This window comes from Microbacterium alkaliflavum (assembly GCF_044325405.1).
In the GTDB taxonomy this organism is placed as follows: domain Bacteria; phylum Actinomycetota; class Actinomycetes; order Actinomycetales; family Microbacteriaceae; genus Microbacterium; species Microbacterium alkaliflavum.
Genome location: NZ_JBIQWL010000004.1, coordinates 212614 through 226295, shown reverse-complemented (window position 1 = coordinate 226295; position 13682 = coordinate 212614). Strand labels below are relative to the sequence as shown.

10 protein-coding genes are annotated in these 13682 nt (G+C 68.9%); all 10 read left to right on the top strand.

The window, feature by feature from the left end; all coding sequences use genetic code 11:
- The first annotated feature begins 4 nt into the window (after positions 1–4).
- From ACH3VR_RS12910 to ACH3VR_RS12865, 10 genes are read left to right on the top strand one after another with little or no spacing between them, the layout of a single operon-like run.
- Positions 5–1897, top strand: a complete 1893-nt coding sequence (locus tag ACH3VR_RS12910) for a phage tail sheath family protein (protein ID WP_397556716.1) — start codon at positions 5–7, stop codon at positions 1895–1897.
- Between the two features lie 30 nt (positions 1898–1927).
- Positions 1928–2383, top strand: coding sequence for a phage tail protein (locus ACH3VR_RS12905; RefSeq protein WP_397556715.1), 456 nt, complete (start codon positions 1928–1930; stop codon positions 2381–2383).
- The gene (locus ACH3VR_RS12900) at positions 2383–4395 is read left to right on the top strand and encodes a phage tail sheath family protein (protein WP_397556714.1); all 2013 of its coding nucleotides are present in this window, start codon (positions 2383–2385) and stop codon (positions 4393–4395) included. The genes ACH3VR_RS12905 and ACH3VR_RS12900 overlap by 1 nt, the downstream gene beginning before the upstream one ends.
- On the top strand, positions 4385–4903 hold the full coding sequence (locus ACH3VR_RS12895) for a phage tail protein (RefSeq protein ID WP_397556713.1): 519 nt from the start codon (positions 4385–4387) through the stop codon (positions 4901–4903). The genes ACH3VR_RS12900 and ACH3VR_RS12895 overlap by 11 nt, the downstream gene beginning before the upstream one ends.
- Entirely contained in the window at positions 4900–6132 is a 1233-nt protein-coding gene (locus tag ACH3VR_RS12890; RefSeq protein WP_397556712.1) for a CIS tube protein, read from the top strand. The genes ACH3VR_RS12895 and ACH3VR_RS12890 overlap by 4 nt, the downstream gene beginning before the upstream one ends.
- 34 nt (positions 6133–6166) lie before the next feature.
- On the top strand, positions 6167–6355 hold the full coding sequence (locus ACH3VR_RS12885) for a hypothetical protein (RefSeq protein ID WP_397556711.1): 189 nt from the start codon (positions 6167–6169) through the stop codon (positions 6353–6355).
- On the top strand, positions 6348–7433 hold the full coding sequence (locus tag ACH3VR_RS12880; protein WP_397556710.1) for a phage late control D family protein: 1086 nt from the start codon (positions 6348–6350) through the stop codon (positions 7431–7433). The genes ACH3VR_RS12885 and ACH3VR_RS12880 overlap by 8 nt, the downstream gene beginning before the upstream one ends.
- Entirely contained in the window at positions 7433–8104 is a 672-nt protein-coding gene (locus ACH3VR_RS12875) for a phage baseplate assembly protein V (protein ID WP_397556709.1), read from the top strand. The genes ACH3VR_RS12880 and ACH3VR_RS12875 overlap by 1 nt, the downstream gene beginning before the upstream one ends.
- Positions 8101–9711, top strand: coding sequence for a hypothetical protein (locus ACH3VR_RS12870; RefSeq protein ID WP_397556708.1), 1611 nt, complete (start codon positions 8101–8103; stop codon positions 9709–9711). Before ACH3VR_RS12875 ends, ACH3VR_RS12870 begins: the two co-directional genes overlap by 4 nt.
- Entirely contained in the window at positions 9708–13652 is a 3945-nt protein-coding gene (locus ACH3VR_RS12865; RefSeq protein ID WP_397556707.1) for a DUF4157 domain-containing protein, read from the top strand. The genes ACH3VR_RS12870 and ACH3VR_RS12865 overlap by 4 nt, the downstream gene beginning before the upstream one ends.
- Positions 13653–13682: the final 30 nt, after the last annotated feature.

Sequence of the window (13682 nt, the reverse complement as noted above, 5' to 3'; positions counted from 1 at the left end):
CCGCATGCCCGAGTACCTGACCCCAGGCGTCTATGTCGAGGAGACGAGCTTCCGCTCGCGCTCGATCGAGGGCGTCGCGACATCCACGTTCGGAATGGCGGGACTCACCCGCTACGGACCCGTGCCCTACTTCCTCACGCCACCAGGATGGACGACGCCCCTCGTGATGGTGCCGAGCCCACAGCTCGTGACGAGCTTCACGGAGTTCGAGCGCGCGTTCGGCAGCCTCGGCGACGTCGGCGCCTCGAGCCTCGCCGACCGGAGGAACTACCTCGCCTACGCTGCGCGCGCCTTCTTCGCCAACGGCGGGCGCCGCCTCTACGTGTCGAGGGTGTTCCCGTTCGCCAATGACGCGAACGGCGTGCCGACGCTGGCGAGCAACTTCGCGCAGGTCCCCGTCGGAAATCCGGCCATCGGTGCCTTCCGATCCCGATGGCCCGGCGAAGCGGCGAACGAGTTCGCGATCGGCATCAGCTTCCAGCGCAGCAAGAACATCCTCGTACCCGGCGCGAACGGGGCGCCGGCGGTCCTCAAGGGTGTGCAGCCCGGAGCCGCGGTGGAGACCTTCGCGAACGCCGGCGCCATCCCCAAGGGAAGCGGCCCGGTCGTCCCCACGTCGGCCAGCGTGGCGATCGTGGGCCGGGCTGCCGACGACAGCCTGGGAATCATCGACGCCGGCGGCAACGTCGTGGCCCCCGGAGCGGGAGCGGTGACCCACCTCACCGTCACGGTGAACGTCCGCTGGGGAAGCCGTCGGCTCGACTCCTACCCCGGCCTCGAGCTCGGAAGCGACCACCCACGGTCGATCGCGAACGTCCTCCAGGCCGTCGACCCTGCCGACGACCTGTCGCTCGTATGGTTCGACACCGGGAGCAGACCGCCCGCGACCCTCGCGGTCGGACCCTTCGTCGACGGGCTCAAGACGCTCGCCGCCGTCGACTGGACGTTCATGACGGGTGCGACGGAGTCGACCGCCGTCGCACCCGCCGACATCGAGGGAGACGCCTCGGATCCCGACGACCCCAAGCGCGCCGCGCGGGGCCTCGGGGCCCTCGCGGAGCAGGAGGACATCGCGATCGTCGCGGTTCCCGATGCCGTCCGCTTCGCGCTCACCGACCAGATCGACATGACGAACGCCCTCATCACCCACTGCGAGAAGCCGCGGGCGTACCGGATCGGCATCGTCGATCCCCCGAAGGACAGCTCCATCTCGGAGGTGCGCAGCTTCCGCTCGCAGTTCGACAGCGAGTACGCGGCGCTCTACTACCCGTGGATGGACATCGTCGATCCGACCGCGAAGCCCGACCCGGGTGCGCCGCAGCCGCTCATCCAGCTGCCGCCGAGCGGCTTCGCGGCGGGCATCTACGCTCGCAGCGACATCGACCGCGGGGTGCACAAGGCGCCGGCGAACGAGGTCGTCCGCGGAATCGTGGGGTTCAAGCAGAACGTCACGTTCGACCGTCAGTCCGTCCTCAATCCAGAGGGGATCAACGCCCTGAGGTTCTTCGAAGGCCGCGCGAACCGCGTCTGGGGTGCGCGCACGATGAGCTCGGATCCGGAGTGGAAATACGTCAACGTTCGCCGCCTGTTCCTGTTCCTCGAGCATTCGATCGAACGCTCGACCCAATGGGCGGTGTTCGAGCCGAACAACGAGCGGCTGTGGGCGTCGATCCGGCAGTCGGTCGAGGACTTCCTGGTGACCGTGTGGCGCACCGGCGCCCTCATGGGCACGAAGCCCGAGGAGGCGTTCTTCGTGCGCTGCGACCGCACCACGATGACCCAGAACGACCTCGACAACGGCCGCATGATCTGCCTGATCGGCGTCGCCCCCACCTATCCGGCGGAGTTCGTCATCTTCCGCATCGGGCAGTGGACCGCCGACTCGCAGCAGAGCTGATGCGAACGGCAGCGAAAGGCAGGTGACCTCATGGCAACTCGAGACAACCCCTACGGCGCGTTCAACTTCATCGTGAAGCTGGGCGACCAGGGCGGCGAAGACCAGATCGTCGGCGGCTTCTCCGACGTGAGCGGGCTGGGGAACGAGATCAAGTACTCGGACTATCGCAACGGCAACGATCCGGAGAACCACGTGCGGAAGGTGCCCAACATCAACAGCACCGACGACGTCACCCTCAAGCGCGGCGTCATCGGAGATCCGCGGCTCTTCCTCTGGCTGAAAGCTCAGCGCGAAGGCGATCTGGATCCCCGCACGGTCGTCATCACCCTCATGGACGAGGCCCGTCAGGACGTCTGCTCGTGGACGCTCCAGCGCGCCCAGCCGAAGAAGTGGGTCGGACCGACGCTCGCAGGCAAAGGCGGTGGTGAGGTCGCGATGGAGGAGCTCCACCTCGTCGCCGAGCGCATCGACTTCGCGTCGCTGTGATGCTGACCACTGCCTCCCGCACCCCGGGCCGCCCCGGAGTGTTCCTCGCGCCCCCGCGGACGATGACGGTGCTGAGGCCCGAACGGCTCGACATCGCCGGCTTCGTCGGCGTGGCGCTGCGCGGGCCGGTCGACGAACCGGTGCGGATCCAGCGGTGGTCGGACTACGAGCGCCTCTTCGGCGGCTTCGACCCGGCTCCAGGCGGGCCGGTCCGGCTGCTGCCGTATGCGGTGTCGGCGTTCTTCCGCCAGGGAGGCGGGGCGGCGTACGTCGTGCGCGTCGCACCGCACCGCGAGGAGGGGCCGACTGCGCTGACAGCGACCGCCCGCTACCGCCTGCAGCTGCCCAGCGGGCAGGAGGCGATCCTGCGCGCGGCGGACGAGGGCGAGTGGGCCAACCAGCTCGTCGTGAGACTGCTGTATCGGGTGGATCAGCGGGTGCGAGGCGACCTCCGGGAGGACGGCCTCCTCGTGCTGCCGCCGGGAACGTCGGCCCCGGTCGGGTCGCTCTTGAGAGTGAGCGACCCGAGCCGCCGAATGCCGCCCGCGCTGCGGTGGGCGGCCTCTGTGGACGATCGGCTGCCCCGCGGCTCCCCGCTGCCCGTCCGGCTCGACGCGGCGCCGGCGCTCGCTGCCGGCGGCGCCACCGTCGTGGAGATCGTCACGGGCACACTCCTTGTCGAAGACCTCTCACGGCCGGGAGCCGACGATGAGGTGACGACCGGTCTGGGCCTTCATCCTGCTCATCCGCGCTGGATCGGGACGGCGCTCACCGACCGGGTGCCCGAGGGAGCGGAACGGGATGCAGCGGCACGCCGCCACCTCGTCGTGCCGGCCGACAGCTGGGTCGACCTGGATCTCGCACCCCTCCCCCAGTTGCTCCCCATCGACGGAGCGCTCGTCGAAGAGGTGTCGGACCGCACCCACCTCATCGATGCCGGCGCATTCTTCGATGTCGGCACCACCGACTTCCACTCGATCGACGAGGATGCCGGCCCGTCCGATCCCGAGCCGCACGTCGGCGTCGACCGCATGGCGCGCGTCCGCGAGATCGGGCTCCTGTGCGTTCCCGACGTAGCCTGGGCTCCGTATACGCCGTCCCCTCCGCCGCCTGCACTGCACCCCCGCAGTCCGCTTCCCTGCCGGTGCCGATCGTGCGACCCGGATGACCCAGAGCCCGAGTATCACGCTGTCGCACCCGTGGTCGGCGGGCTCGACGCCCGCAATCCCGGTGATCTCCGCGAGCTCGTCGCACGCCAGGAGCGCGTGGTCGAGCTGGCCCGCGCCTGCGGGCGGCTCGTCGCGCTGCTCGACGTGCCCGACCAGCTGTCGGTCGGACAGATCGCCGAGTGGAGATCGCACTTCGACACGAGCTACGCGGCGGCGTACCACCCGTGGCTTGCGGTGGCTGACGATCGAGACGGACCCGCCATTCCCGTGCCGCCTTCGGCGTTCGCCGCCGGGATCATCGCGCAGCGCGAGCTGCGTCTGGGACTGCCCTGGGGGCCCGCCAACGAGCTCGCCGTCGGTGCCGTGCGCGCCGAGGCGGTCGTCACGGATGCCTCCCACGACGCGCTGCACGAGCTGGGGATCAACGTCTACCGCGTCGAGCGCGACGGGTTCCGGCTCACGGCCGCCCGGACGCTCTCGACCGACCCCGACTACCGGCAGCTGTCCGTGCGTCGACTCATGACGATGCTCGCCCTGACCCTTCAGCGCCAATGCGCCGACCTGGCGTTCGAGCCGAACACCGCCGAGCTGCGCGACCGTCTGACGCACATGGTCACCGCACTCCTGCGGGGGCTGGCGCGGCAAGGCGCCTTCGCGGGGCGGACCGAGGCCGACTCGTTCTTCGTCCGGTGCGGCGACGACGTGAACCCGCCCTCGTCGCAGGCGCTGGGCCGGTTCGTCGCCGAGATCGGAGTCGCACCGGCGGTTCCGTTGGAGTACATCCTCGTCAGGATCGCCCGCGACCCCGACGGCTCCCTGACGGTGGTGCGCGATGAACGATGACTTCCTGCTTCCCGCTTTCACCTTCCGGGTCTCGCTCACCCGCGCGCCGGGACGGGCGCAGCCGCCCGGGGAAGGCGTGTGGGATCCCGCCGTGCTCGGCACGGTCGGCGGCTTCGCGGAGTGCAGCGGACTCGAACTCGAGGCCGACATCAAGGAGTATCTGGAGGGCGGTCGCAACGACGGCGTCGTGCGTCGCGTGGGGCGCGTCAAGCTTTCGCCGATCGTCCTCAAGCGCGGCATGTTCTCGGCAGGCGCCGGCTCGCCCGCCAACACCGACCTGTGGATGTGGCTCACCCGCATGGTGAGCGGAGTGCTCCCCGTGACTCGCTACAACGGACGGATCCAGATCCTGGCCCCCAAGGCGCGCACCCCTCTCGCAACGTGGACGTTCGAGCGCGGGCTCCCGCAGAAGGTGAGCGGCCCGAGTCTCAACGCGAAGACGGGCGAGATCGCGATCGAGGAGCTGCACATCGTGCATGAAGGCCTGCGGATGGAGCTGCCCCGATGACGACCACGCTTGTCCCGGCAACACTCACGAAGCTCGCCGACAAGGCGGCAGGGGGTAAGAACGGCTCCCGGACCTATGAGGCCGTCGGCAAGCCGTTCGAGGTGCAGTTCAATCCGACGACGCTCAAAATCTCTCGCACGAACAACATCGACAAGGGCGGGTCGACCACCAAGACGCAGAAGCGGCAAGTGCCCTCCGTGCAGCCTGCGACGCTCACGTTCGATCTCGAGTTCGACACTGCGGAGGGTGGCCCGGACGGACGTCCGAAAGACGTACGGGACCTGACGCGCATCGTCCGCCAGTTCACAGAGCCGAACGAGGACGACCCGAAGAAGCCGCCGCCGGCGATGCGGTTCCAATGGGGCAGCTTCATGTTCCAGGGGATCGTGACGCAGCTGACGGAAGACCTCGACTACTTCGCCCCGACCGGAATGCCGCTGCGCGCGAAGGTCTCGGTCACCGTCACCGAGGTGAATCCGAAATGGGATGCCGGTGACGTCGGCGCCGCGTCCAGGAATGCGCGAGCGGCCGTCCGGCTCGAGGGGAAGCCCAAGCCGGCCGCGACGGGAGGAGCGACGAGACCGACTCCCCCGCCGGGAAGCGGTCCCGGATCGTCGCCCACGTCGAACCCGATCTCGACCGCGCTGGCCCAGGCCGGGGAGAGCGTCCAGCAGCTGCTCACGCGTCTCGACCAGGACCCGGCCACCTGGCGGTCGGCGATGGCGGGCCTCGACAGCCCGCTGAGCCTCGCCGCCGGCACGCCCGTCCAGCTCGGCGCCTCCGCATCGGCGAGCGCCGGGATCGGGACCGGCGCGGGCGTCGGCGTCGGCGCCGCCGCGGTAGTCAGCGCCGGCGGCGGCTTCACGTCGTCCGCGGGTGTCGACTCGGCCGGTGCGGTGCGCGCGGCACTGGGATTCGAGGGCACGGCCGCATTGGGCGGCGGCGCCTCGGCAGAGGCGAACGCCGGGTTCGTGCTCGCCGAGGCGGGCGGCATCGCCCGTGCCGGCGCGCGCGTCGACGCGGCGGCCGCGTTGTCGGCAGAGGCGAGCGCGCGGGCCGCTTTCGCCGTTCCGGCGGGCCGGGCGGATGCGCAGGCCGGCGTCGGCTTATCGGCTCAGGCTCGCGCCGGGGCTACGGCGCAGGTGGACGCCCGCAGCCTCACGTACGGCCGCGGCATCCCGCTCCGGGCCCGCGTGTCCGGTGACGCTGCGGCGACGCTCGGGAAGTGAGACTGCCGTCACCACTCCTGGAGAGGTCACCGCGATGGCCGTGCACGTCGGCGAGATCCACACCGAGCTCTCGGGGACGCGCGCCGAGACGTCCGGCGCGAAGGACGCGGGGCCCGACGCGCCCCCCGTCTACCCGGGCGCCCGCGAAGACGAGTGGCGAGGCATCCAGAGCCACCTTTCGCGGCTCCGCAGGCGGGTGTGCGCGGAGGACTTCGATGACTGACACCCTGCTCGCGCTCGCGTCGCCGGTCTTCACCGTCGCGCGCGAGGCGGTCGGCGCTCTCGCGCGCGATTGCGTGCGTCTCGTCGTCGACGAGGGGGTCGAGGGGTTGCGGACGTTGGAGGCCCAGTTCGTCGCGAGCGGCATCGGAGCCTCCGGGCCCCCCGCGCAGATGCTGCACGTGGACGGCAGCGAGTTCGACTTCGGCACCGACGTCGAGGTGGCCGTCGGGGGCGAGGGCAACCAGTTCGTCGTGTTCGACGGCGCTGTCTCGGGGCTCGAGGTGCTGCTCGGCGACAGCGAACCGCCACGGGTCGTCATGCTCGCCGAGGACCGGCTCATGCGCCTGCGGATGACGCGCCGCATGCGCACCTACACCGATGTGACGGACGCCGATGTCGTGCGACAGGTCGCGCAGGAGCACGGGATGGATGCCGAGGTCTCGGCCGACGGTCCTCGCTACGACGTGCTGCAGCAGGTGAACCAGAGCGACCTCGCGTTCCTTCGCGAGCGCGCGCGCCTGCTCCAGACCGATGTGTGGTGCCAGGGACGCACGCTCCATTTCAGCGACCGGCCATCACGGCGCGGCGAGAAGATCACGCTCGTGCACGGGGCCGACCTGCTCGACTGCCGCATCTCGGCCGATCTCGCGCATCAGCGCACCGACGTCGTGGTCGGCGGCTACGACGCGCGAGCCAAGGCGGTCATCGACGAGCGCGCCGGATCGAGCACGATCGAAGCCGAGGCATCCGCCGGCCGCACGGGGCCGCAGGTGCTCGAGCGCGCACTCGGCGGCAGCGCCGGAGTCCGGGTGCGCGAAGTGCCCCAGACCACCGCGGAGGCGTCCGCCTGGGCGCGCGCCGAGATGCTGCGCCGCGCTCGGCGGTTCGTCACCGCGCGTGGCATCACGCGGGGCACGCCTCAGCTCACCGTCGGCAGCCAGCTGCGGCTCGAGCTGGTCGGGGCGCCGTTCGAGGGCGACGGCTACTACGTCACGCGGGTCACGCACACCTACGACAACGTGCGCGGACTGCGGACCTCGTTCGAGGCCGAGCGCGCGACCCTGAACGAGGCGGCGTGATGGGACTTCCGGAGCCGTCGGACGGGCAAGGCCCCCGCTTCTTCGGGGTCTACCCGGCGCTCGTCACGAAGATCACCGACGATCCGGCGAATCTGGGCCGCGTCCAGGTGAGGTATCCCTCGCTCGGCACCGACGGAGACCGCGACGTCCGCGGATGGGCCACCTTGTGCTCGCCGTACGCCGACAAGGACCAGGGGCTGCAGATCATGCCGGAGGTCGACAGCGAGGTCATCGTCGCCTTCGAGGCCGGTGACTTCCGCCGCGGATACATCGTCGGCGCCGCATGGAACGGCAAGGCCGGGCAACCCGAATCGCCCGCGGCACCCAACAACATCCGGGTTCTGCGCACCCGCGAGAACAGCCGCCTCGAATTCGACGACACGGTCGGGTCGCCGAAGATCAGCCTGACGACCAAGACCGGCCACAAGGTCGTGCTCAAGGAGAGCCCGCAGGAGATCACGATCACGCACATCAACGGGTGCACGATCACGCTGAACTCCTCGGGCGGCATCGACATCACTGCGAACACGAGCGTGACCGTCACGGCCCCGTCGCTGTCGGTCAACGCCGCGACATCCACCTTCAGCGGCGCCATCACGTGCCAGACCTTCACGGCGAATGTGTCGGTGTCGTCGCCGCTCTACAGCTCGGGAGTGGGGAACCTCTGGTGAACGAGTCCGGTTTCGTCCTGCGGTCGCCCTGGTACGAGAGGAGCAGGGAAGGCCTCGACCTCCGCTCGCCGGTCGCGCGACGCCCTCTCATCCAGATGTACGACAACCCAGACTTCGTCGCGCGACTGCTGGAGGATCCGGCGGACAGCCTCGAGTTCGGCGAGGACGACGTGTGGACCTACCCGGTGCCCGTCATCCCCCCTCCCACCGGCAGCACCCGCGTGCGGCTGTCGACGTCGCGGCTCGTGAAGTCGCACCTGCGCAAGCTGTACCAGCCCGTGCACGAGCGGTTCTACGTCGTCGTGGTGGAGATCTTCTGCGATGTCCCGGGCCTGCCCCGGGCCGGCTCGCACCGCGAGATCAGCGTCGGGTTCCGGATGCGGCGGATGCACACGTCGCTCACGGCCAAGGGCCGTCCGGCACGACGGGTCGCGGCCGACCTCGTGGCTGCGATGGCCAAGGAGCAAGGCATCCAGACGCGTGTCACCGCCTCCGACGTGCGCGATGTGTGGTGGGCGGATGCCGCGTGGCGGCGCCAGTTCGAAGAGGACCACAAGCTCGAGCTCGCCGAGATCGACTGCCATAGCGACTACCAGCAGTGGCTGAAGAGTCCCAAGGGGACCGGTCGATGGCGCACGCTCCGCGATGCCGGCGATCCCGTCCGGGAAGGAGAGGTCGAGGAGATCATCCCGATGTGGAAGCTCCCGGTGCGCGCCGTCGATGCCGAGTGCGCCGAGGAGGCCGGTCCGAAAGGACCCGAGTCCCGGTCGCTGTGGTTCGGCGTCATCCCGACCTACTCGGGTGAGCACTGGCTCGCGCCGCAGCCCGGTGGGCGGCCGTCCCTCATCCAACAGAAGCTCGATGACCGCGGCATCTTCGAGATCGAGTGCGTCGTGACCCAGCCGCGGGAAGGATGCCCTCCGCTCACGTGGGTGAGCGCGCCCAGCGAGCCGTTCCGCCTCGCCGACCCCATGGACCCTCAGGGCACGAAGAACCGCACGGTCACGATCAAGCTTCCCGATCTGCGCCGCCTTGCTGCGCGCGCGGGCGAGAAGCAGGGCCCCGGAGGGGTGCGCGTCATCACCCCTCCCGGTTCCCAGCTGAAGGTCAATCCGTTCAAGGGCATCCCGGGGTCGGGTGCCGGCCGTGTCGGAACGGGTGCGGCCATCTGCACGTTCGCGATCGAGCTCTTCTTCATCGTCGCGTTCTTCCTGTTCCTGCTGTTCCTGCCGATCGTCATACTCGCGTTCCAGTTGTGGTGGCTTCTCGCGCTGAGATTCTGCATTCCCCCGCAGGTGGGGTTCTCCGCGATGGCCGACTTCGTCGGGACGGCAGGTCTCGGCGCCCTCAGCGCGACGCAACGTGCCGAGTTCAACATCGCGATGGGGATGGAGTTCGGCGACTTCGCGGTAGGCGATCGCACGCCCGACTGGGTGGACTCGCTCAACGCCGCGAAGAACCCCGACAACACACTCGTGTTCGCCGACAAGGACCTCGCCAAGGCCGTCGTCAAGGGCACCGATCCGCTCGACACCGTGCAGCCCGCCGCGCTCCCCCACGAAATGAGCCCGGACGACCCGCTCTGCAAAGTCCCGGCGGGGCCGTGACCACCGCACCGCCGGAGGTCGAATCCAAAGCGGCTCCCGCGATCCGACCGGCCACGAGCCGGACGGAAGGAAGCCCGGCGTCGAACGGCTCGGTTCGGCGCGCCGAGCCCGGCTGGGACCGATTAGGTGCGGCCTCTCTTGCGACGAGCCTCGCCGTCAGCTCGCCGGGCGACCAGCTCGAACGCGAGGCAGAACGCGCGGCGGACCGGCTCCTGGGCGGTCAGAACGATGCGTCGCGCTCACCGGCCGAAGTCGAAGGTGCCGACGTGCAACGGACCGCAACCACCTCGGGTCCCGCACGCGTTGACGCGGACCCGACTCCCACGGGCCCGGGGAGGCCGCTCCCCGCGGCCGTGCGAGCCTGGGCCGAGCCGCGACTGTCCCCCGACCTGTCGCGAGTTCGCGTGCATGCCGACGGTGCCGCCGCGGCCGCCGCGGCTCAGGTCTCCGCGGATGCGTTCACCGTCGGTGACCACATCACCTTCGGTGCCGGACGTTTCGCTCCGGATTCGCTTTCAGGGCGGCGCCTCATCGCGCACGAACTCGCACACGTGGTCCAGTCATCCTCCACGTCACGCGGGCGCGTCGTCCACCGACAGCCCCATGACACGAATCCGCCGGTGGAACCCGACCTCTCCGCGCAGGAGGCAGCTCTTCGGGATCCCAACCTGATCGCGCATTGGAAAGCTCTGGAGGGACTTGCGACCACACCGTCGGCGCGCGCCTTCGACCTCATCCTCACTCGCATCGAGGATCTGTACGACGCGCAGCACGCGCTCGATGCGGCGCTTGTCTTCTTCATCTTCCAGCCAGACCTCGCGCTGTCGCGATTGGATGCCGCCACAGCCGGCGGCTCCCAAGCTCCCACCGCAGTGACCGCCCTCACCGGACTCCTCGCCAGTAGGGGAGGAGCGCGCGGACCCGCCGTCGACACGGCTTACCGCAAGTTGGACGAGTGGATCCTGGCGAAGGACCGCCGGGAGGGTGGGGCGCTGACTCGGGTTCTCCAACGTCGGCAGATCAAGACGACCGTCGAACGCCTGCGCGCCACTATCGCGAAGTCCTACTGGATCAAAGCCGAGAAGCTGCCCGGCGCTGCGATCTTCGTCGCAGCAGCCGACACGCTGCTGGCGGGGCTTGCGACGCGCCCGGAGAGCGAGATCACCACCCTCCACGCTGCCGTCCTCGCCGCCGACCCCGTAGTGATTCGCGTCGAGCGACGGCTCGACGCACTCTTCCGGCGACGCGTGTCCCTGATCGTCGACGAACACGTGCCGGTCGACTCCGACGAGATCAGGTTCATCGACGAAGAGCTCATCCGTCCCTACGATGCCGTTCTCGCGAAAGGCACCGACTTCGCGGCCATGGCTCCGGCTGCCGCCACGGCAGACGCGGTCCACCGGGATCAAGCCTCGCGCTATCAGGCCCGTAAGATCAAGCAGCTGCGGGGCATCTGGTCCGTGATGGAGCCCCCCGGGGGTGCATGGCCGGTCAAGGACAACAGTGGTCTCCGTGCCGGCGCGGAGACACTCTATACCCTGTGGGAGAAGCACCACGAGAACCTCAAGCCTCGGATGGAGTCACTCCTCACGCGCCACGAATCCGGCGAGCGACTTCCCCTTGCAGACGTTGCTGAGATCCAGAGGGACCTCCTGACACTGCAGATCGAACATGCGGCCGTGCGCGACTACATCAGCATGTTCCTCCTCTATGAGGAGATGTGGCGGATCGAACCCAAGGGCGTCAGCCGGCACGTGGTGTTGGATTTCGAGGACCTCAAGACGAACGCACTGTCGTTCGCGATCACCATCAGGAAGGCGGTCACCGGAGGCGATCTCAAGCCCTATGTCGCACTCACCGAGAACGTCGAATTCCGGGTCATCTTTGACCTTGCCAAGAGCCGCGCCGAGGCGATACAGGATGAACAGCTCGCGCTGGAGATCGGCGTCCTCGCGCTGAGTTTTCTGGCAGGCTTCGGTGTGGGCCTCCTAGCCAGAGGCGGCGCCGCTCTCGCATTCGGGGCCGAGGCGATCGAGGCCGGCACGCTTGGCGCGCGAGCTCTCGCGGGGGCCGAATTCGTCGGCAACGTCACGGCGTTCACGCTGTCGAATGAGGCACTCAACTCGGCGGCATTCGGCACCAAGTTCGATGTCGCCGGGCTGCCGTCGAAGCTCGCCGAGAACGCAATCATGTTTGCGGTATTCGGCGGCGTGTCCAAGCTCACGGCGGGCATTGGCAAGGAGGCTGCAACCTCCCTCGAGGCCGTTCTGGGATTCAGTGCGAGGCATGGACTAAACATCGCGCTCTTCACCGGCGTGGGCGCACTCGGCCAACGCGTCTTCCACGGCCAGTTCCCTTCCGACTGGAAGCGGTTCCTCATTCAATCTGTTGCGTCTTATGCCATGCTCGCGGCGCTCGGCGCGGCGCTCGACCCGCTCCGCATGCAGCTCGACGCCAAGACCCTCGGCCCGATCATGGCCAAGCGGATGGCGTCCCTGGAGGCGCGACAGGAGGCACTGGGCAAGCGGCTCCACGAGATCACGGGAGGCGAATCCGCGGAAGCGGGCGCCACGAAGGCGGAGGCCGAGGCCCTCCGCAAGCAGATCAAGGAGTTGATCGGCGACTATGGGCGCTTGCTCGATTTCCTCAAGGCGGGCGGTCACCTAAAGGCGTCTGACGCCGACCTCCTCCGGGATGCTCTCGCGGGAACTGAGAAGGCTCTGAACGATGCCGTGCTGAGCGCCGAGCGCGCACGAATCGTCTCACTCGACAGGCTCCCCGACCTCATGCCGACCGGCGATGGCATCACGTACCGATACCCTGCACGGAAACCAGCGAAGACCAAAGAACGGGGTGGGCGGCCGAAGGCGAGCGGCCTGGACAAGGCTCTGGCAGCGTTCGGCGAGGCGAAGTTCGAGATCGAGATCAACGCCGAATCAGGCGAGATCAGCGTCTTCACGCCCGGCCGAGGCGAGCTGGCTGCGCGGTTCGTGCCCGATCTGGCGGCGATCCCCGACGCCGCCAGCGAACCGGGCAAAGCGCCGCGCCGGGCCAAGGATCTCAGAGAGTTGCTGCGCCGCAACGGGTTCGAGGAGTGGGAGATCGTCGGTCTCGGCGACGCGGACGCGAAGTCGCTGCGCGCCCATAACGCCGACCGCGTCGCGCGACTGATGGAAAAGCTCACACTCGCCGACATCCGGGCGCTCGCTCGTGCCCTGTTTGAGTCGGACACCGTGCTCACCGAGCGGATGACGAAGCAGATCCTCGAGCACGTCGAGGCCGGGCGAATGCAGGAGTTCCTCGAGGGACACGAGGCAGCGGCGCGCACCAAAGCGGGAGATGCCGGCGAAGGACCCGGCGCGGGCACAGAGGTCGATGCGGAGCATGCCGCCGAATCCGGACTCGCGGTGCTGGACATCAACGTGCGCAAACCCCGCCAGAAAGGGACGGGTGGTCAGCCACCGTTATGGCGGCTGGCTGAGCTCCACACAGGCGTCGCCCTTTCCGCTCAGTTCGGTGGTGAATGGTCGCCTGCGCGCCGGTTCGAAGCACCCGGGACCGAGAAGGGCGAGGCCCAGCTCAGCACGGTCCCAGACTTCTATCGCGAGTCCAGCAACACGGCAGCCGAGGTCAAGCGATGGGACCTGACAAAGATGGGCATCGACCCGCAGAGTCCAGCGGCGCGGACGAAGCCCACCTCCGACTCCGTCGATGCATTGCGGCGTGCCGCGAGCCAGCTCGGCAGTCGACGCTGGAATCTCCCCGGGCACGAGCAGGGCGTGACAGCGGCCGAGCAGTGGCTCGTGCTGGATGTGCGAGGGCAAGGCTTGACGGACGTGGGCGCCGCGAAAGGCAGCATCAACTCGCTTCTCACCGAGTACAACATCTCTTACGACAAGGTCATGGTGCTGACCAAGAACGGGTTGGTGATCATCAAGTAGCGTGCGTCGCGTGCGATGTAGTCTGCCGAC